This window comes from Pantoea cypripedii, from assembly GCF_002095535.1.
Lineage (GTDB): Bacteria > Pseudomonadota > Gammaproteobacteria > Enterobacterales > Enterobacteriaceae > Pantoea > Pantoea cypripedii.
In genome coordinates, this window is record NZ_MLJI01000001.1 from 3,695,623 (window position 1) to 3,717,011 (window position 21,389).

At 46.5% G+C, this 21,389-nt stretch carries 18 protein-coding genes; 14 read left to right on the top strand and 4 right to left on the bottom strand.

Annotated elements, in window-relative coordinates; translation table 11 throughout:
- Positions 1-275: 275 nt before the first annotated feature.
- From HA50_RS17070 to HA50_RS17135, 14 genes are all read left to right on the top strand, one after another.
- The gene (locus HA50_RS17070) at positions 276-695 is read left to right on the top strand and encodes a hypothetical protein (protein ID WP_084876755.1); all 420 of its coding nucleotides are present in this window, start codon (positions 276-278) and stop codon (positions 693-695) included.
- Positions 696-770: 75 nt separating this feature from the next.
- Positions 771-1,136, top strand: a complete 366-nt coding sequence (locus HA50_RS17075; protein ID WP_084876756.1) for a hypothetical protein — start codon at positions 771-773, stop codon at positions 1,134-1,136.
- A 122-nt stretch (positions 1,137-1,258) separates the two neighbouring features.
- Entirely contained in the window at positions 1,259-1,627 is a 369-nt protein-coding gene (locus HA50_RS17080) for a hypothetical protein (RefSeq protein ID WP_084876757.1), read from the top strand.
- A gap of 77 nt (positions 1,628-1,704) precedes the next feature.
- Entirely contained in the window at positions 1,705-2,022 is a 318-nt protein-coding gene (locus HA50_RS17085) for a hypothetical protein (protein WP_084876758.1), read from the top strand.
- 109 nt (positions 2,023-2,131) lie between these two features.
- Complete coding sequence (locus HA50_RS17090) at positions 2,132-2,440, top strand: hypothetical protein (RefSeq protein WP_084876759.1); 309 nt, start codon at positions 2,132-2,134, stop codon at positions 2,438-2,440.
- Between the two features lie 80 nt (positions 2,441-2,520).
- Positions 2,521-3,132, top strand: a complete 612-nt coding sequence (locus HA50_RS17095; RefSeq protein WP_084876760.1) for a hypothetical protein — start codon at positions 2,521-2,523, stop codon at positions 3,130-3,132.
- 72 nt (positions 3,133-3,204) lie between these two features.
- Positions 3,205-4,188 (top strand): ArdC family protein, encoded by a 984-nt coding sequence (locus HA50_RS17100; RefSeq protein WP_084876761.1) that lies wholly within the window; start codon positions 3,205-3,207, stop codon positions 4,186-4,188.
- A gap of 95 nt (positions 4,189-4,283) precedes the next feature.
- The gene (locus HA50_RS17105) at positions 4,284-5,234 is read left to right on the top strand and encodes a DUF1281 domain-containing protein (RefSeq protein WP_084876762.1); all 951 of its coding nucleotides are present in this window, start codon (positions 4,284-4,286) and stop codon (positions 5,232-5,234) included.
- A 126-nt stretch (positions 5,235-5,360) separates the two neighbouring features.
- Entirely contained in the window at positions 5,361-6,068 is a 708-nt protein-coding gene (locus tag HA50_RS17110; RefSeq protein ID WP_084876763.1) for a DNA methyltransferase family protein, read from the top strand.
- Positions 6,069-7,151: 1,083 nt separating this feature from the next.
- On the top strand, positions 7,152-7,685 hold the full coding sequence (locus HA50_RS17115) for an Eco57I restriction-modification methylase domain-containing protein (protein ID WP_158087414.1): 534 nt from the start codon (positions 7,152-7,154) through the stop codon (positions 7,683-7,685).
- On the top strand, positions 7,603-8,826 hold the full coding sequence (locus tag HA50_RS17120) for an SAM-dependent methyltransferase (RefSeq protein WP_139810954.1): 1,224 nt from the start codon (positions 7,603-7,605) through the stop codon (positions 8,824-8,826). Before HA50_RS17115 ends, HA50_RS17120 begins: the two co-directional genes overlap by 83 nt.
- On the top strand, positions 8,819-11,128 hold the full coding sequence (locus HA50_RS17125; RefSeq protein WP_084876766.1) for a sensor histidine kinase: 2,310 nt from the start codon (positions 8,819-8,821) through the stop codon (positions 11,126-11,128). Before HA50_RS17120 ends, HA50_RS17125 begins: the two co-directional genes overlap by 8 nt.
- Complete coding sequence (locus tag HA50_RS17130) at positions 11,115-12,221, top strand: hypothetical protein (RefSeq protein ID WP_084876767.1); 1,107 nt, start codon at positions 11,115-11,117, stop codon at positions 12,219-12,221. The genes HA50_RS17125 and HA50_RS17130 overlap by 14 nt, the downstream gene beginning before the upstream one ends.
- Entirely contained in the window at positions 12,218-12,961 is a 744-nt protein-coding gene (locus HA50_RS17135) for a hypothetical protein (RefSeq protein ID WP_084876768.1), read from the top strand. The genes HA50_RS17130 and HA50_RS17135 overlap by 4 nt, the downstream gene beginning before the upstream one ends.
- 354 nt (positions 12,962-13,315) lie before the next feature.
- On the opposite strand, the gene HA50_RS17140 is transcribed toward HA50_RS17135, so the two are convergent.
- From HA50_RS17140 to HA50_RS17155, 4 genes are read right to left on the bottom strand one after another with little or no spacing between them, the layout of a single operon-like run.
- Positions 13,316-14,059, bottom strand: a complete 744-nt coding sequence (locus HA50_RS17140) for a thioesterase II family protein (RefSeq protein ID WP_084876769.1) — start codon at positions 14,057-14,059, stop codon at positions 13,316-13,318.
- The gene (locus HA50_RS17145) at positions 14,056-14,916 is read right to left on the bottom strand and encodes a carbon-nitrogen hydrolase family protein (RefSeq protein ID WP_208617295.1); all 861 of its coding nucleotides are present in this window, start codon (positions 14,914-14,916) and stop codon (positions 14,056-14,058) included. The genes HA50_RS17140 and HA50_RS17145 overlap by 4 nt, the downstream gene beginning before the upstream one ends.
- A gap of 33 nt (positions 14,917-14,949) precedes the next feature.
- Positions 14,950-16,209: an MFS transporter gene (locus HA50_RS17150; RefSeq protein ID WP_084876771.1), complete on the bottom strand. Its 1,260-nt coding sequence runs from the start codon at positions 16,207-16,209 to the stop codon at positions 14,950-14,952.
- A gap of 27 nt (positions 16,210-16,236) precedes the next feature.
- Complete coding sequence (locus tag HA50_RS17155; RefSeq protein ID WP_158087415.1) at positions 16,237-21,375, bottom strand: non-ribosomal peptide synthetase; 5,139 nt, start codon at positions 21,373-21,375, stop codon at positions 16,237-16,239.
- Positions 21,376-21,389 lie beyond the last annotated feature (14 nt).

Below are 21,389 nucleotides of genomic sequence, written 5' to 3' on the forward strand. Positions count from 1 at the left end.
ATGTGCGCTGGAGTACATTTTCTCTGCTAACCGTTGTCATCATGACAACTGCCAATGCCTGAGTGATTTGAGACAGGCGCCTTCGGGTAATCACATGCCAATGCCATCATAACCTGAGAGATGGCGCTTTCGGGCGGTTCAAACCTGTTAACCTTTGCAAACAGGGATCTGGTAACCAGATTAAGGTCCATTCAACTCATCTTCTGAATTTTCATCCCACGGGAAAACGCTTCCCGTACAGGGTGGTTGTTTTCCTGAATCCCGGAGAAGCAACCATGCATTTACTCGATATTATTCATTCTTTTTCCATCGTTGCTGAACGCACACTGCGTTCATGCGCACCCCGCTCGCGACTGTCAGAGTGGTTTTTCTGGTTCAGAGCTGACGCAGAAGCGTTGTGCCTTATTGCTGATCAGCTGAAGCATGCCAGAGCCTTTATGCTGCTCGAAAATGAAGCGGAAGCAAAAATGTTCACTGAGTGCAGCGTTTACGATGCCGCTTATTTCTTCGGAGACCGTCAGTACCACGGTATGAAGAAACGCTGGCCCCGTGTATTACTCACGTATTTAACCAAAACCGGACTGGAGCTTGATGCCACCCGGTGGCAGGAAGGATGCCATAACGGTTTCCTGGAAGCCCGACAGTCTCAGGCTGGTACGTTTGTACCCTGCTCATCAACCTTTGATTACGTCTGACCGGGTCAGGCATTCATCTCACCCGACGGGGGACCTGCTCCCCCCGGGGCGGGTTTCCTTCACAGGAACCCGATCATGCACTTATCACACCCGTTGTCTGATTATCACGAATCTCACCATGCCAGCGAGCAGATCGCTCACAAAATCACGCTGGCAAAAGCGGAAGGCGAACTGCTGAGTATTGCAGCGCGTCGCCGCCTTGACCTTAATACAGGGACAGATGAAGACGGCTTTCCGTTTTACGTCTGGGATATGGCTGCTGTTGCACAAGACCTTGCTACGTTGTCTGTACGCAATCTTATCCCTGAAACCTGGCAGTCTTTCTTTGAAGGCCTCTGCAATATGGCCAGAGAGATTGATGAAGCCGCCTGGACGTATTTTTTCGTGCGCGCAGTCACAGACGAAGAGAGTCTGGTTAACGAAGAGCGCTGGATGGACTGACAGGTGTCTTTCAGTTCGACTTAAACCTGTTTGCGCAAGACTGATACGAAATTTGTTTTTCACCCTCACGGGAACTCAGTTCCCGCCGGGGATGGGTTCCGTCATTCTCAAAGGGATCCACCATGAAAGACGCATATACCCGGGAAGAACTGTTCCACATTTTGGCAAACGAGCGTACTTCTCATCGCATCGAACTGGCCAGAGCTGAAGGTGCCCTCATGATGATCGATGCCCTTCAGCGTCTTGGCCTTGTTGACGAACCGGACGATGACAGTTTCCGTAGCATAGACTGGAAACTGGGCGATGTGGCAGCGCAGCTCGCAGAGCTGTCGGTGCGCGGCGAGGTTCCGCCTTCATGGCAGGAGATGTTTGACCGTCTCTGTGAGAAGGGACGGAAACTGAACGAAGCCGTCTGGACGTATTTTTACGACCGGGCCGTTGAAAACGAAGAGTGGTTGATCGCGATGGAAAACAGCGAAGCTGATTTCTGACGTGATGTACTTCACCCGTATGGGGATTTTCTCCATACGGAGACAAATCCTCTTATTTTACTGAAGAGGATTTACCTGTGAATACACTGACATTTGATTCTTTATTACTTGTTAAACATAACAGCAACGAATGGCACCGGATGTGGAGCAAACTGGCAAAGCATAAGTCAAACCGTTCACTTCAGGACCCTACTGTTGCTGATAATGATGGTGAAGTCTGGCAGTACATGGAGACAGTGGAAAAACGCGTTCTGTGGTTTGGAAAACGCTACATCCATCGTTTCCGCCATCGTTATCACCCAGCCTGCGGTTGCGCCATGAGAATTAACATTCCTGCCAGCCGTACCTTTAACCCGGACGATCCGGATAACGCTTTTTATCATCACTTTGGTTAGTCATTAACCAAACGCTGGCGTCACTCATGACAAAGGCTTAAACCCATGCGGGGACAACCTCCCTGCATCTGCGGTGACGGTTTTCTCCGCATTTATTCAGGAGAAAACCATGAACAGTATAATGCTGTTACTTATCACCCATACCACCCGCCTGCTCAGTTGCCTTTCAGAGGCAATGCGGCAGCGACAGGCTGAATGGTTCACCAACCGCAGCGGCCACAGCAGTTTCCGTGCGGAGGTCGTCCAGTCTGATGGCGGTTTTACCGCCATCATTTCGCGCAGAACGGGTTACAGTTCACGCGACTGGCAGTATCAGCAACTGGCCAGCGCCGGTCAGTTTGCCACCGCCCGTAAGGCTTTACGGGCCGGACGGCAGATGGCACAGCAAATGGCCGGGCTGCGTTACCGCTTCGACTGAATCATCGTTTACTGATTAACACTTCCCGGAGGGGCCTTCCCTCCCGGGGAGGCTTCCTCCTTCTTTTCCCCGGAGGAAATATGATCCGCTTTACTTCTGATGAACTTCGTCCTCTGTTTACACAGAACCTGGGTATGCAGCGCCCGCTGATACTTGAAAAGAAACTGGGAATTTATCTTCGCGTACCGGATGACAGATGTCCGGGGGAGTGGCTGAAAGCCTGGGCTGCAGGCTGCAATCCGTCAAAAGATGCAGACTGGTTCACACTGGTCGACACGCTCATACCCGAACATGAGTTTTCCTTTCAGACCTTTATGGCACAGAGCATGTTTGATGCCGTGCTGAACGATCATCACGACCTGCTCATGAAGCCTGTTATCAGTAAGCTGAATAACGCGCTGACGCTTCACAAGGAAACGAGACCACCCATGAAGGTGTATGTGCCTGTGGGCGAATATCGTTACCGGATACAGTGGCTTTATGAGCAGTCATTACGTCACTTCCATGCCTGTGTGGGGGATGCTGAACGTCTCAGCTGGCGTTCGCAGGCATTGCATGTGCTGGACCAGGTGATACGCCTGGACTCGAAACGGGCAAAACCCGCCGACCGGGAGAGGTTTGACCGGGCGGTCGAGAGCGTACGTGACCGTATCCATTCGGTGATGTCCGACGGCTCCTTACGTTATTACTGATTTTTCCACTCACCGGTGGCGCATCGTCCGCCAGTGGGCAGGGATGCGCCCCGCACTCAGAGGCAGCATCCCATGAAGACAACCACCGGCCGGCGTAAAGCGGCGGCAGTGCATACTCCCGACCTGTATCAGCAGGTCACTGACAAAATCATTCTGGCGCTCGAAAACGGCGTACCGCCCTGGCGGCGCCCGTGGCGTGCTGCTCAGAATGTGCACGGCAGCAGCCTGCCGGTCAATGCCGTCACCGGCCGCGCCTACAGCGGTATTAACGTTCCGCTGCTGTGGATGGCCGCAGAAGAACACGGGTACACGTCCGACCGCTGGCTGACCTTCCGGCAGGCGAAAGCCGCAGGCGGTTACGTCAGGAAGAATGAGACCAGCGCGCTGGCCATCATCTACAAACCGTTTGAGAAACAGGCCAGGGACAGCAGCGATAATCTGCTGTTCCGTGACGGCGAACCGGTTATGGAGCAACTGGCTATGCTGAAGCAATTGCAGTTGTTCAACGTTGCCCAGTGCGATGGCCTGTCCGAATCTGTGCAGGGCGAACTGCCTGACACAGTGGAGGCAGAGCCGGCCTCTGAACTCAGCGCAGAGCAGCTGCAGCGAGTGCAGCAGCTACTCAGCGCCACCGGCGTCGGTTGCGACCATCGCCGGCAGGACCGCGCGTTTTACCGGACGGGCGCCGACCGCATCGTGATGCCGACGGTATCGCAGTTTCGGACAGAAGCAGACTACTGGTCCACGTTGCTGCACGAACTGGTACATGCCACCGGTCACGGCAGTCGTCTGAACCGGGAAGGTATCACCTCTTCATCACGGCAGTTTGGTGACCCGGTGTATGCATTCGAAGAACTGATAGCGGAAACCGGCAGTGCTTTTCTCTGTGCGCAACTCGGCATCATCGGTGACGTGCAGCACGAAAGCTATCTTGCTGGCTGGCTGAGAGTTCTTCGTGAAGACAAAAGAGCGATTTTCCGTGCCTGCCGGTTCGCTCGGGAAGCCTCGGAATATTTACTTGCGCCCCTGAACCGGCATACGGAACAGGCGGCCTAACCTGACCCGGCGGCTGTGGCCGCCATCATCCCCCTGAGGGCATCTTCCTCAGGGAGATGCCCTCTTTTCGTTTCAACTGAAAGAGGAGTTACACAATGTTTTCATGGTGCCATAACCGTCTGGAAATCACCGGTAAATCCGTCTGCCTCGATGTGATGCAGCCCTGGATTGCCGGCACGGAAAAACCGCTTTACCGGCACGCCATCCGGCAGGCGATAAAGCTGTTCCTCGCCGGCTGTGCCGGCATACTGAAGCCCGTCAGGGCGGTGGAATATGCCCCGTATCCGATGCTGACCGCATCCGGTACGGGCGCGCAGACCTCGCCCAACCAGGCGTTCCAGCACTTTATCGAGCTGCTGGAGCAGGATGCATGGCTTGACACCAAAACGGTCTCACGTATGGAGAAAATCTGGCTGCAGTCCGGCATCGATGCGCTGAAATGGGAAGCTATTCCCTTTTCTGCGCGGCAGATAATGGCGCAGCTGATGGCCGTACATTATGCCGACTGGTTTGGCGTTGCCGGCGCTGGCGGTCCGTTTGACCCGCAGGAGCGCTGGGAATGGCTCAGTATCATGCCTGAGGCAACCTGCCCGTGTGACATGCTGATGGTGATGCCGTCACGTCTGGCCACCGAGCTTAACGGCGAAAACGGCCTGTTCACCGGACTCTGTACGACATCCGAACTCTATATGCAGCTCTTTGGCATGGAGTTTCCGGCAGGCCATCAGGCCAGCTGGAGCCGCGATGAAGTGGGTTCACTTACGCTGAGCTTTGCGTCTCCCTGGTATCCGCCATCCGGTGAGGTCATGGGCGAGATGTCTCAGCTGTTTGACTGTGAAATCCGGCACTACTGGATTTCACCGGATGCCGGCACGTCAGGCTACAACTGCTTTGACCGTGGCGACCACGTTGACAGCGGTCCGTACCCGGCAGAGGAACTGCTGCAGTCAGTACCCGGCGACGGGGCCCGTATGTACCTGGTGACGCCGGAAACGACCGTGGTGCCCGCAGCAACAACAGCGCACTACGGCAGTATCCGCGCATAACACAGACCAACGCCGGTTTATCCGGCTTCACTGACCGGCCATCGCGAAAGCGGTGGCCGTTTTTTCACCCTGAAGGGAACACCGTTTCCCTCCGGGTGCGTGTTCCCTTTGCCAGAGGAAGCACGCATGAAAAAAATCATAAATCACGAAAAGGCATTTCTTTCACTTTTCAGCCAGACGGCACGTTACCACCGCCGGCACCAGGTGTTTGAAGATTTCATCAGTTGCAGCGTCATCGCACTGGAAAATCGTCTGCAGTTCTGCGAAAAGCGCGAGCAAAAGTATTTGCGCATCGTGTCCCGGTATGAAAAGCCTGACGTGGAGAACATGGCGCATCTGCTGGCGCATGTGGTCAACGGACTTGAGGAAGACCCGGGAGATTTTCTGGGACGGGTCTTTATGCAGCTGGAGATGGGAGATAAATACCGCGGTCAGTTTTTCACGCCCTGGAGTATCGGTGTGATGATGGCCAGAATGCAGCTTGGCAAAATCGAAGAAAATTTCAGAGACAAGCCGTTTATCACACTTTCCGAGCCTGCCTGTGGCGCCGGTTGTATGGCGCTGGCGTTTGCTTCTGTTTTGCGTGATGCAGGCTACTCCCCTCATCGATATTTATGGGTATCTGCAACCGACACCGATCCGCTGGCAGCAGGGATGGCGTACATTCAGCTGTCACTGTTTGGGGTTGCTGGCGAAGTAGTAATCGGAAACGCTCTGAGCGACGAGCGCCGCCGGGTACTCAGAACGCCTACCCATTACTGGGCAGGGTGGTCATGGAGGCTGCAACACCGTATTCAGGCTGAAAAAATAAACCATGTTCCTGCAACCTGTTAGCACTACCAAACAGACCCTTTCAGGGTCTGTTTTTATATGAAACTCAAACTTAGAAAGTTTTATTTCATTATACAGACATAACATGTTCACTGTTATATTCTGTTGATTGTATGAGGATGATGCATATTATGCTGCATGAAATACTAAAGCGGCTCTATGCCCAATTTTTATCCTTATCCAGACTCTCCGCTTGGTGATCGCTGCGTCTCTCTCTTCTTTGAGTCCAATGAAACTAGTATCATTCTCCGACAAAATAGATACCCAGCAGTGATTAGTTGACATTTATTGATGTTATTTGGCTCTCGCCTGAGCATAATAGATACCCTTTGTGGTTTAGGTGTTGCTTATTAACACAATAAATGCAATCACAACATTAATTTCATAAAAGTTACTTAATCGCACCGAGAGTTATTATTTTAGATTGAAGTTTTCATAATGAAATATTATAGGTGGTATAATTTAAAATCCTATCGTTTATGCACCACAATAACATACATCCTTAAGATAGAACTCGTTAACTCACACTTTAAACCTTAAGAGATTAGCGCTATCCTAAATATCATTAAATTAGCAAGGTGGTTGACTTGGAGAATAAATAATCATATTTTTTTAAAATCAACCCCTAATTTTATTAGGGGAATGGTTAAGCGACGTTCTTTCATAATTAAAATTCATATATAAAATAACAACACAAGAATCCTTTGATTGAAAAGAATGTCAACCTAGAGGTGATATTATTAATTTTAATAACTTCAAGTAAAGCTATAATTAATGTAAATAAAATTAGTTGATAAAATTCAAGATTCCGTAAGGAGAATGAATTACAAACAAATAGAAAAAAGAACATTTTTCATGTTAAGCTACTATCTTGGGTAAAACAGGAGGCATAGCCTTCTGCGGTAGCCTGCGCACTTCCAGACGCATTGAAAGAAATGCCCTTTATTATCAATGCATTAAATCAAGATGTTTGGATGGAGTGAAACGATGTCTAAAACGGATAAGATTAAAACTTTAAGCCTCATCACATAGGCAGAACTAAGTGGCAGTATTTAAAAATGATAAAATTGGGGTATGTGTAAAAATATGAATGCTCATAGCTTAGAGATGCGAAAAGAGTTAGGCGCATACTATACTCCAAGTGCTCTTAGCCAAGTGATGTCAGATTGGGCGATCAGAAAACCAACAGACAAAATACTTGAACCTAGCTTTGGGGGCTGTGGCTTTTTAGAAAGTTGTGAAAAAAGTCTCATAGAGATGGGCTGTATAAACCCAATAGATAATTTATTTGGAGTGGATGTAGACATTAAAGCGTTTGATACTCTCCAAAAAAAATATGGGCATTTATTACAAGAGAAACAATTTTTATTAAGAGATTTCATTAACGTATCTACGCATGATTTTGGAATAGAAAGTTTTGACGTCGTTATTGGAAACCCTCCTTATATTTCTATGCATAATATGAGTTATGAGCAAAGGAAATCATGCGAAACAGTTTTTTCTACTTCTCCGTTCAGGACTAAAACATTAGGGCGTAATGCAAGCCTATGGGGGTTTTTTCTTATTGCATGCTTTGAGCTTTGTAAGAGAGAGCGGCAGAATTGCATGGGTATTACCTAGTAGTTTTTTGAATGCTTATTACGCTAAAGAACTAATAAATATTTACAAAGCACATTTTAAACACCTAAAGATAATTAAAATAAATGAACGATTATTCAAAAATGAAGGTGCCGACGAAATGTCTGTGCTTTTTTTATGCGATGATTTTCACAAGGCACCCACTAATACTGGTTACGTTTCAGTAGGATTTGCTGAAACATTAAGTGAACTAAAAAAAATAATAACCGGGACAAACCAAAGCCAATTAAATAGTTCGGATAATTATAAGTATAACATCTTAGACAAAGATACATTGAATGTCATATCATCCATAACTAATCATAATTTTAGTTTAAAAATAAAAGACGTTGCTGATATAAAGATTGGAATGGTAACTGGTATGAATGATTTCTTTATATTAAGTCAAAATCAAATTTCAGATTATAAGTTAGACAGCAAACATTTCAGACCCGTAGTTTCAAGATTTTCACATTTGAAAGGCGTCAGGCACACAGCAAAAAGGCATTCAAAAATACTTTCCGAAAATAAGAAAGGGCTTCTTTTACATATCAGCCCTGATGAGTTGTATGAAAAACGCACTTCGCTAAGAAAATATTTATCGCATGTTGGTAAAAAAGAAAGAATTAAAAATCGCACATTTAAAAAGAGAAAGAATTGGTTCCAACCTGATGATGGCATCTACCCTGATGCATTTTTTTCATATATGGTCCATGAATTTCCCAGGATGATATTAAATCATGGTAAGATTAATTGCACCAATTCTATACATCGCATATTTTTTAAAAATAGTGTATCGTATAAATTGAAGAAAGCATGTTGCATATCTTTGTTATCAACGTTTTCACAACTTTCTGCCGAACTTGAAGGCAGGTCATATGGTTCAGGTGTATTAAAAATAGAGCCAACTGCAGGGAAGAATATATCATTCCTAATTAAAGATGATCTAGTCATTGAGTTAAGCGATTTAACAAAACAAATAGATTTGTTATTGTTAAATAATGATACCTGCAAAGCAACCTCTTTAGTTGATATGTTTTTTGTTGATAAAGGGCTTATCAACTTAGATGAATTAAAATGCCTTCAAAAGGGATTGCGCAGATTAAGAAAAGATCGATATAAAGTGGTGGTAAATCATGAATGAAGATATAGATTTTCTTAAAGACAAGATGAAAGACCTCTTGAATAGTGAAGCTGTAGATTATGATAAAATATTAGAAACCGCAGTAAAAATAACAGAAAAAGACGATGATAATATTAGATTTTCTGTTGATGCGAACTTAGTAAAAAGGTTAGGTGAGCAATTAGTAGCAAAAAAAACCACGGCAGTTAGCGAAATAGTAAAAAATGCTTATGATGCCGATTCAACCTTAGTAAATGTATATTTCGAGCTGAACGAGAAACTTCCAAGAATCATCATATCAGATGACGGAACTGGTATGTCTAAGGAAGACATCATTAATGGTTTCATGCGAATAAGCTCAAGTGAAAAAGAAGATAATTCTGTTTCAGAACTATACAAAAGACTTAGAGCGGGTAGAAAGGGCATTGGGCGGTTTTCAACACAAAGATTAGGAAATAGCTTAAAAATTATAACCAAACAAGAAAATGAAGAATTAGGATATATAATAAAAATTAACTGGCTGCAATTCTCAAAGAAAAAAAATATTTCATTTATAGCCAACACTATTTCTAAGATTGATGTCGATTTTAGCCACGGTACAAAAATAATAATAGAAGATTTAAATGACAAAGACTGGACTGATAGCAATATAAGAACAGCCTATAAGTACATAAAGAGCATTATAAATATTACTCCAAGTGATACTGATCCTGGTTTTCAGGTAAAGTTTTACTGCAAGAAAACCGATGCTTATGAATTGGTTGCAGATGAAAAAACTGAAATTTTCTCTGATAGTGATGCACATATTACAGCGACCCTTGAAAAGGGTATTGCTATAGTCACAGTTAACAGTAAAACTCTTAATATAAAAAATGAAACTATTGATGTGTGGTATGATGAAAAAAACAACATCCGACAATTCTCCCATATAAATTCACCAGTCGTTCTCGATGCCTATTATTTCTCATTAGCCACAGTTAACTCCAGAAAACAACAGGCATATTTACGAGAAAATGGTGGGATTAAACTTTATCGAAATGGTTTCAAGGTATCTCCTTATGGCGAGCAGTATGATGACTGGACGGCTCTTGATGACTCAGTTCGAAGAAGAAAAATACTACCTCCACATGGTAATCAAAACTTCTTTGGACACGTAAAAGTTGAAGACCTGAATGGGGTAGACTTTGAAGAAACATCTTCAAGAGAAGGCCTTATTCATACCGATGCCTTTCAAGAACTACGTCTCTTTGTGTATAAGGCATTGACTGCTGCAGTGATTAGGATAAGTGAATATAGAAATATAAAAATAAATCCAAACGATCGAAGCTACATAAAAGAACCAAAACCAACCACTACGGTAAAAGAAAAACTAAATAGTGTATCTGAAACGATAAACTCGGTAAGTAAACTGGTATATGAAGTTAAATCTTTTAACGAGGCATCGACAGATGAGGTTATAAATAATATTGAAAATAACAGCGCAAGAGATAAAATCATTGAAAATCTTCATGAAGCTGCCGATGAACTAAAACAAGCAAGCGTTATATCTCAATCATTAATCGATGAAATTGAGCTGCTCAGAGTGCTCGGTGCAATGGGGCTTGCAATTGGTGAATTTACACATGAGATAAATCTATCAATAACAAGTTTAAGTATTAATGTACAAAATCTTAAGCAGTCTAATTTATTGAATGAAGATAGAGAGCTAGCTTTAAATAGTCTTGAGAATAACATTGGAACTTTAAAGTCTTTCACTAAATTTTTTGACAGTACAATACGTGAAAATGTAAATAGAAATAAAAAAGTCATCGAGATAAGAGACTCGATTGAACCTTTCTATGAATCAATGAAGCCGATAATAGAGCGCAAAGGAATTCAGTTTGATATAAAATACGAAGGCTATGAACTTTTCACGAAGCCAATTCATGTTTCTGAGCTTTACTCTGTTTTTATCAATCTGTTTACAAATGCTTATAAAGCAATACTTCGCTCTGGAACAAACCCTCGAAAAATGTCTTTAAGTGCAAAAAAGGATAGTGAAGATATTGTCATCAGATTTGAAGATAGCGGTGATGGAATTGAAACTGCTAATAGAGAAAGAGTTTTTGAGCCTTTTTATACAACAAGTACTCCGTCAGGACCTTTTGAAAATGATGATTTATCATTAAAAGGTATGGGATTGGGATTATCAATCGTACGTGATCTCGTTGAATCCATGTCTGCAGAAATATCTATTGTTGATGCTTCCTCTGGTTTTACAACGTGCTTTGAGCTGAGAATCCCAAAAGCTGATGATAAGGAAATACCAGATGACATCTATTAATCTAATTTATATCGATGATGATCAACCTCAGCAAGTTAAAGGTTTAATTGATGCAATAATTAACAAGTCAACTTTTGAGTTACATATTACTCATAGACCTCCCACTAGAATGAGCGAAATAGCTACAGAGTTAAGACAAGGTTATGATGGCATAATTATAGATCAAAAACTTGATAGCTTTGTTGAGGGGGTTGAACCTGTTGATTATTTTGGTGCGGCATTGGCACAAAACTTAAGAACATTTATGGCCGGTAAATCTGATAACATACCATATAAGCCAATAATTTTACTCTCTCTCGAAAGTTTATTAGTTGAATATTACAACCCTGATTCGAGCTCACATGACTTGTTTGATTTGGTTTTAAGCAAAAGCACATTAGAAGAACCAGATGTATTAGAAAAAAAAGTTCGATTAATAGGCTCAATTGTAAATGCTTACAAACGTGCACACTCTGAAGATTCATTATATCGATTACTCTCACTTAGTAGTGACTATGCATTGCTTGATAAAAGATTTGAGACATATCTCTCTCAATATAAGATAGACATACATAAACTCGTTACTTCAATTCATTCAACACTCCTTAGAAGTAGTGGTATGTTAGTTTCTGAGATAACTTTAGCAACAAGGTTGGGAGTTGATATTTCTAATTCACCGGATTGGCATAAGATCATTGGTCACCTTGAGGATTTTAAATATAACGGGATATTCTCTGACTATTATGAGAGGTGGTGGTGGGCAGATATTGAATTGTGGATAAATAGCAAACTAAACTGCCCAATAATTAAAGGATTAACCTCTGAGAAAAGAGTTGATATAATAAAAGAAGTACTTAACATTAATTCATTGAATCCAATTCAACCTAAACACCCTGGCCAGAGCACCAAATTCTGGGTTAATTGCATCATCAGCAAAGAACCACTTGATACAATAGATGCTCTTCGTGCTTCATCTATGGAATTGAAACCCTGGGAAGATGATAGATATCTTTCTATTGAAACGGTCTTGAATAGACAGACAGGAAAACTCAAGATACATCCAGAAGATAGAACAAAAAAGGATCGTATCCAGGCGAGGTTTAAATTACAATGAACACTAATGAAAACTTATTAGACGACATGTGCAGACTCAGGGATTTTTTATTAAATAGTAAAATATGTCCTGATATTGGACCTCTAAGTCGTTTAATCAGTAAACTTCAAGCAAATATCAACTCTGGTGCTGAAGAAAACTTCGAATACTCTTTAGATGATTTAGTATTTAATCTTTGTGAGAAATGTGGAACGATTTGCCCAACGCAAATTACACCCAAAGAAAGTCCCATTGAAATTCATTTAGAATTAATATTAAAGAGTGAAGGGCCATACGAGTTCTCTAAGATAAAAGAACTTTCAGGGCAATTACGTCTTAAAGCAGAGTGGCTCAATGATAGAACACCTGATGCAGAATTAAAAACATCGCATAGTGCATGGCATTTTGATTACCATGTATCTAAAAAAGGTGACGGTGCTAATTTATTTTCTCACCCTCAATTTCATTTGCAAAATGGGGGGAATAAGCTCACTGATAATTTAAATGATTATGGCGAGCTAATGATCTTGGATGCCCCTAGATTACCGTTGCCTCCTATGGATGTGATTTTAGCCATTGATTTTATTATTTCAAATTTTTTCGGTCTCACTTGGCAGAAAGCATTATGTGATTCTGAATACATTGATGTAGTTAAAAGAGCACAGGAAGCATGGTGGAAACCTTATTATGAAGGAATAAGCCAACATTGGTCCGGTAACGGCTCAGGTATATCCAATGCTCTAATTCCAAGCCTGTTATAAAATACAAAATTAAATCTAATAAATTATATACAAACAGGGGCTGGCGCTAAGAAGCAACACACCTGAAGCGCCCCCTTGTTTTTCTCCTTCTTTCCGAAAGAGAAAACTGCAAATTAACATTTTATAAAACACTCTATGCCTCTCCCGAAAGTATCATAATGGGAGCAAGATTTCATAGTTTTTTCCGTTGCGATTAGATGTGCAGTGTTATTCTAGTATCTGATGGGGTTATTTTTATTTTAGTAAAACAATAGCCAAGACATCTCTCTCCCACTCGGAAACCACATGAATTCACATTGCTAATCGGCGTGCAGGTCAGCGAACAGGAGAATCTGCAGGACGGATTTGACCGCATTATAGACTTAGCGCCCCGGTAATATTATCCGCCAAGTTTGTAAGATTATCTTCCAAATAAAAATGCCCCCCAGGGAAAAAAGATAACTGAAACTTCCCTCTGCACTGTTTTTCCCACCGTTCAAGTTTGTGTTGATCGATATAAGGATCGACATCACCAGCTATGACGTACAAATTACCATGGAAGATTTTGTGTTCGCGGCAAATATAACGTTCAGCCATCATCAGATCGGCTCGCAAAATGGGGAACACCAACTCGCGGAATTCCTGTTGTTCGAACAAAGCAATACCCGGGCCGCCCATTTCCCTCACTGCATGCAATAGCGTCTCATCCGTCGAGACATAAAGCTGATCGGCACAGGGGCTATCCTGCCACTCATGGCCTGAAAGAAATAATGTCGGGATATTGAACCCCGACGCATCCAGCAAAAGCGCCGTTTCGAAGGCAATCAACGCCCCTAAGCTGTGGCCGAAGAACGCAAGGTTACCCGCATCTACTTCGGCAATCAGCGGTGCCAGCACCCTGGCGCAAGTTTCCACATCCGTGATGAACGGTTCCTGATAACGCTCCAGCCGCCCCGGGTACTGCACGCCGATGGTAGCAATCCCCCGCACATGTAGCGCATCCGCCAGCCCGCGAAATGCCAGTGCCGAACCACCTGCGTGAGGGAAACAAATAACCGTTTTCCCGCTTGGCCCGGAGGGCTGTAAACGGCGAAACCAGGGTGACGAAAATGGCGTCATAACTGTTCGCCCTCGGAACGGATAACGACTGTCTGGTACTCCATTCTTCTGTCGTTCAACGCGATATTATCCGCGAGCATATTTTCCGTTTTTCTGGCTTCGGTGATGGTATCGATATCCAGGACAACAGAAATAATCCCTTCATGAACGGCGTCGGCTTCCGTCAGCAAATAGCCTAATGGATCCCAGATGGCACTGCCGCCGCAGGTGTCCCATCCCCCGGTAATACCACAGTGGTTTGCCATCAGCACATAGACAGTGTTATCGAGCGCTCTGGCTGGGAACCAAGTCCGCGATTCGTGGTAACCCACACTTCGGCTAAACAGCGCACTGACGAGATAAGCATGACACCCCTGAACCGCAAGTTTCTGCGCATGATCGGGAAAACCGCTGTCGTAGCAAATCCCTAACCCAAGAAGCCAGGGCCCCATCTGCAGAATGTAATTTTGCTCACCGACGGTATAAATGCTTTTTTCAGAATGAAACAAGCGCTGCTTATGATAACGCCCCAGCTCTTCACCGTTACTGCCAAAAATAATGGAACTAATATACAGTGCCCCGTTATTCGTTGTCGCTGCACCCACGATCGCCGTAATATTCCATTCGCGGCAGGCCGCAGAAATAATATTTAAACGCGGATCACCAGGTTTTATAGCATATAGTTCCGGATTGGCAGAAATTAAATCCGGCTCATATCCACTCAGGAATTTCTCCGGGAAAATTAAAATGTTGATGCCTTTTTCCGCTGCCTCTTTCAACATAATCACCACTTTATTGATGTTATGTTGAATATCGCCACACACCGGATTCGCTTGCGCACAACCTATTTTTAATTTCTCGTCAAATGTACTATTCACCCTATCGCCCTCTGATGTTTGTCTCATCGAATATTACTGATTTGCAACCTGCTCTTGTTGCGAATCCGTTGCCCGGCAAACGAAAAGCAAGATGCCAAGCATGGCAAAATAAACCAGCATAAAAAACGTGATGACGGCAGTAAAGTTACCATTAAAGAGATCGAGACAATAGCCTGCCAGCAGAATACAGATGCTGCCAGCACAGTAGCCGAAACCATACGAGATGCTGAAAATCGCCCCCAACTCTCCCTGCGGGGTGTAATTGAAAATCCCGGTATAGCCAAACATCCAGACAATTTGATAAACAAAACCCATTAATGCCAGCATCAGCAGGCAAAACAGCGGTTCTGTGCTATTTGTCCCCGCTAGATAGAACACGGCGCTGCACAATGACAATAGCAGTACAAGACGCCGCACCCGGCGATGACCGTGCCTGAACAGCCCCATTCGTCGGTTCAGCCACGGGAAAATTGTCGAGCCGATGACCACTGCCGCCGTGATCACTACATATGCAATGGCGATTGATCCGGTGCCAAGCCCCAGAACCTTTAGCGGAAAGACCGGCACAAACACCTCCCAGCTTCCCTGAAAAAAGGCCGAGGAGAGCGGCGGAAGCACTGCGCTGAACATCAATTTTTTATCATGTGCCAGCAGCCTGCGGTAATTTCTGAAACGTGACACAATACTGGAAACCGTCGCCGTCCCGGCTTCGCTCCCGGCCGGGTTGACACTTTTGACAAACAGCAGCAATACATAAGCCAGCAGGAAACTAAAGATGTCGATAATCACCGCATCATGCAAAGAGACTTTAGATCCAATTAATACTCCGGTAACGGCGGCAATACCGATCCCCAAATTAAATCCGGCCTGTAAAACAGCTGCATATTTATCCACTGTTGCGGCGGTAAAAATATAACGCGCAGTAATAGTTCGCATCACCCGCACGGTATTATCAACAATGCCGCGAAAAAATAACAAAATAAAAACAACTACATAATCGATCGGTTGAATAAATAGCAATAACGGCAGCGTTAATAATGCAGCCAGAAGTTCCAGCTGCATCCATTTTTTCAGGGGGGAGTGCCCCCCCTCCCAATTACCTTTAAAGATCAACACCAGCAACGCCGGCATATATTGCAGTGCGACGAACAACGCAGTAATCGCCCCGGAATGCGTGGTGTGGAAAACCGTGATCGCCAAGATGATATGCATGAAAACCGACCCGGCAGAGGAGATCGCATACGCTAGCGTACTCAGGACTAAATTACTTTTTTGCGTAAAACCTGTATCCATTTTTGACCCCAGAACCCGGTTAGCGACTCAGACAACAGACGTGATATCACGGTGAACAACGGCCTCTACCCGCTCCGCAGCGTCATCCGGGCAGGTGCTAGCAAAAAAGTGCCCTCCAGTGTTCAACACGCTTAGCTCCACTGTTACCAGCAGTTGTTCCCACGCCTTGTAGTGCTCCTGATAACCTGATGTACACCAGTCGTCGTCAGCGATGACCACCGATGCAGGAACCGTCATACGGGGGATTGCGGTCTGCGCTTTGCGCTCCAACAAGTAGTGGTTCGTTTCCAGCGAATCATGCCTGAAGCTCGCCACCAGTTGATCCTCATAGCGTTTGCCCAGATTTTGAAGAGATGCACTACCATTCCACCGCTCAAAGAAATCCTGAATCTGCTCAAAGTGTAGTTGCTGTGCGTCCCTGATGTTCTCATGTAGCCGCTCATCCGTATCCAGCAGCCGCGCTGCAAGAAACAGATGCATGACCGGAATATCCCGCGCCTGCAACAGCCTTGCGACCTCCAGCGCCATAGCACTGCCAACACAATGCCCCCACAGCATGACCGGCCCGGAGATCGACGCCATTATGTCGTCAGTAATCAGTCTTGCGGTGTCAGAGAAATGCCTGAGCTGGCTGGCCTCGTCGCGTAAATCATGACCGGGAAGCTCAACGCCGTAGACATTCAGTGCCGGAAGGCGTGTTTTGACGGCCTGCGCAAACGGGGCAAAATGAATCGCGTTGCCGCCCGCATAAGGTAAACAGACCAGGCTGGCCTGCGGTTGGTCACGTTGCGTACCCAGCGGTACCAGCAGGCCGGGTTTGTCAGGTGAAGGAGCAACCGCCGAGGCGCGCTGAGACAGAAGTTCCGCCTGTTCGGATAACCGCGAGTTTTGCATAAATTCACGCAGACTGATACGTGAGTCCAGCAGCAATACCGCACGCAGTGCGCCCAGTGAACTGCCGCCGATATCAAAGAAATCGGTGTTAATGGTCAGGCCGGATGCTGGTGTGTTCAACACCTCGGCCCAGACGGCAACCACTTTATCGAGGCTACCCTGATGCAGAGAATCAGAAGCGGCGAGCGGGGCCTCACTGGCACGTTCGCGCAGCACTTCGCTTTCGCGCCGTATCTCAAGGGTACCGTCCGCCAGCCAGCGTCCCGCCTGCCCCTGCACGTCGGGATCTTCACTGTGAATGCTCCCCCAGCTACCGATTGGCAGCAGATTGCCGTGGTGATCCACCACCCTCGTTGCTGAACCGTAGCGCTGGCTAAGCTGCACCAGCGCTGTTGCCTCTGCCTCTCCCAGCAGCGATGCCGCCGTGTGGCTGGCTTGCGGGTTAAGTACCATTTTCTGCAACGCCAGAATCAGATATCCCCCGATGCGCGCAATCTGTTCCGCACTAAACTGCGCAGATTGATACTGCAGGATGAGTTCCACATCATCGGTATAGAAATGCCTTGAAAATTCAACGCGTAATGCAAACTCAGTGATCGCTCCCGCCTGCACATGCTGGAGCGAAAAAGCCGGAAGGTCTTTGAGTTTCTTCAGCGTATAGAAATGGACAAAATTAAAGACCGTTTCAAACAGCGTATCGGTCGTTTTCAGATCCTGTTTAATCTGTGCCAGCGGGTAGCGGCGGTAAGGTAACAGAGTAATTTCAGTCTCATAAGTCTGGCGAATGAGATCGCTCCAGCTCCCGGTGTTCACCTGTACGCGCAGCGGCATGCTATTCGTAAAGATGCCTAACGCCCTGTCAGCGCCGCTCAGCTCAGGGCGACCAGAATGCTCGTAGCCGGTGAGGATATCGTCGGAGTTACCTATCACCGAAAGCAGTTTGAGATGCGCCGCCAGCAGCACATTTTTGACCGGAACATTTAATTGATCGGCCAGTTGAATGATGCCGTCCGACAATTCACGGGAGATATCAAATGAGGCGAAAGAAACATCCTGGTCGTCACCCGAAGCCGAAAATGGTATGCGGGGAACCACCGTCGGCGTGCTGTTTTTTAATGTCTCGCTCCAGAACGATTTGATGGCAGTGGAGCGCAACGTGTCCTGCTCAATACCGATATAGTTACGAAAGTGATCCACGACTGCGGGCAGCAACACTTCCTCGCCCGCTAATAACCGGTTATAGAGCGTAAAAAGCGCGGTATGTACTTCCATTTTGCTCCAGCCGTCCAGCGAGGAGTTATGCTGGCTGATACTGTAACGGTAGAGATCGTCAGACAAGAGGTGAATATGCAGGCGGACAAAACCGGGCTTCTGCCAGTCAAACTGGAACGACTGTTCCTGATTGAACCAGCCTTCATACCAGCGCTGATGTTCATCCTCTGAGTTAAGGTGGCGCAGATCCTCCACAAACAGCGGCACGTTATCCACTGTCCGGTGCACCATCTGCAGATAATCGCTGTAATCTTTTAAATTATAACTGGTGCGAAATGCAGGTTGTTGTTCGATATAAAGAGCAAACGCCTTACGAAAAAGAGCAATATCCAGCCGCCCGGCAATCGTATAACTGACAATATCGTGATAGGCATTGTCAATTTCCATCAGAGCATTTTGATACAGCATCCCGGACTGCATTCTTGACAGTGGATACGCATCGACAATATCGGGCGGCAAATTACACCGATCCTGCGCAGAAATAAGTTCGAACGCAGCATATTCCCGCTGCACCACCTCTTCGGCTGGCGAGTTATCTGTATTCGCCAGCAGCTGTGCAATGGTGGGATATTTAAATAAGTGCTGATAGGTGAACGAGAATCCCTGTTTTCGCGACTTCGCCAGCACTTCAACAAAATGAATTGAGTTTCCCCCAAGCGAAAAGAAGTTCTCATTAATACCAACCGTCTTGAGGCCAAGCACCGTTTCCCAGATTGCCGCCATGTGTTTTTCTGCCGCTGTGTGCGGCGCAACAGGCTGTTGCCTCTGGGTTTCCGGTTCCGGTAACGCGGCGCGGTTTAACTTTCCGTTCGGCGACAGTGGGAAAGAATCCAGCGCGATAAGCGCATCCGGGATCATATACGTCGGCAGCATAGTTTTCAGCGATGCGATAATATCCGTACTTTCCCCACCGGGGTGGCAGATAACATAGGCAATGAGATGGACTTTGTTATCACTGAGCGTTTTCAGGACAACCCGTGCATCACTGACGCTGCTATGCCGGTTCAGCGCGTGTTCGATTTCATCAAGTTCAATACGGTAACCACGCAGCTTCACCTGGTTGTCATTGCGGCCAAAGTATTCGATGGCGCCGGAGGGCAACTGACGGGCAAGATCGCCGGTGCGGTACAGTCGCGTTTCGCTGACACTTGCACCACTGATAAAACGCGCAGCCGTTAACTCAGGTTTATTAAGATAGCCGCGCGCCAAGCCTGCGCCCGCAATGAATAACTCACCCACGACGCCCAGAGGGCAAAGCAGGTTGTGTTTATCCAGCACATACAGCCGGGTGTTATCGATAGGCAGGCCGATGGGGATGAACGTATCCGTTGGCACGGTAACATAATGCGTCACATCGACGGTCGCTTCCGTCGGCCCATACAGATTAATCAACCGGGCGTGCGGCAATAGTTGATAAAAATGTTGCACCTGATGTGCACTTAACGCTTCACCGCTGGCAAACACGGTTTTAATGCCGTGCAGCTCGCCCGCGCTGTCGGTGGCCGACACATAATCAAGAAATGCGCCGAGCATCGTTGGCACGAAATGTAGGGTGGTAATGTTGCGTTGCGCAAGGGTTTGCAGCAGTTTTTCCGGCTCTCTTTCTGCGCCGGGCGCCAACAGACAGACCGATTTTCCCTCAAGAAACCACCAGAACAGCTCCCATACCGAGACATCAAACGACACCGGCGTTTTCTGTAAAATAATGTCGCCCGACACCAGCGGATACGCTTTTTGCATCCACTTCAGCCGGTTAACCACACTGTGATGTTCCACCATCACGCCTTTCGGCTTGCCGGTGGAGCCGGAGGTATAAATCACATACGCCAGCGCATCGGCAGGTACTTTCCGCCCCAGCCATAGCGCCTGGCAACGCAATACATCATGGCTGTCAACCGCCTCTGTCGTTGCCGGTAACAGGTGTTTTTGCACCTCATCGACTATTACGCATTGCGCACCGCTGTCATGCAGCATGTAGTGGATGCGTTCGGCTGGCAGTGCCGTATCAATCGGTAAATAGGCCGCGCCGGTTTTCAGTACGCCGATAATCGCGGCCAACATTCTGAATGAACGCTCAACCATCACCGCAACAATGGTTTCTGCGCCACAGCCCTTTTTCGACAGGTTTGCCGCGACATTGTCCGAAGCAGCACCCAGCTCAGCATAGGTGTACTCACCTTCCTCGGTGATCACTGCAATGCCATCAGGGACGGCAACAACGGTGCTTTCAAACAACGTGCATAAACTGGTATATGGATAGTCAGCTTGGGTTGCGTTTGTCGCCGCAACAAGATCAGCATCGACCACCGTTAATAACTGTATTTCCGCCAGCAGGCTATCTGGCTCAGCCAGCGCCCGCTCAAGCAGGCAAAAAAAATGACGCACGATATTCGAGATCTGCTGCGGCGAATGACTGCCTTGCCGGGCGTAAACCGTTAGCGCCAGCGCGCCGGGTTCGCCAGTCAATAAGAATGCCAGCGCGTATTTGCCGGACAGCGCCAGATCCTTAAGTTCTTCTGGCGCAACAATGATTGTCGGCTGAGTCTCTTTTGATTCCGGCAGACAGTGCAGATGCGGCATCGCGGCCTGAATAGTCGCCCGCACATCACTGAGGACCTGACGAAATGTGCTGGTCGCCTGAAAATCCACCCGCAGCGGTAATGCAATCTCTTCATGCTGCGTCCCATGAATACCATGCCCCAGCATCAGCGATTCATCGCCGTAGTAGTGATGCAACAGCGCCGCCAGCGAGGCGGTCAGGATCATATCAACGGCCTGTCGGTTGCCTTTCGCCACGCTCAACAGCTTAACCGCAAGTAGCGGATCGAGCGTTTGTTGGCACAGCATGGTCAATGCGACTGCCGATTCACTCCCGCTAATGTCACCTTTAAAATTCACAGGCAACGCGCCTTCCAGCGCCGCCTTCCAGTAAAGTACGGATTCAGGATGTTGTGATGCGATAATTTTTTTCTGCCCGGCCGTCTGTTTAAAAAAGCTCACGTTATTCTCCTGAC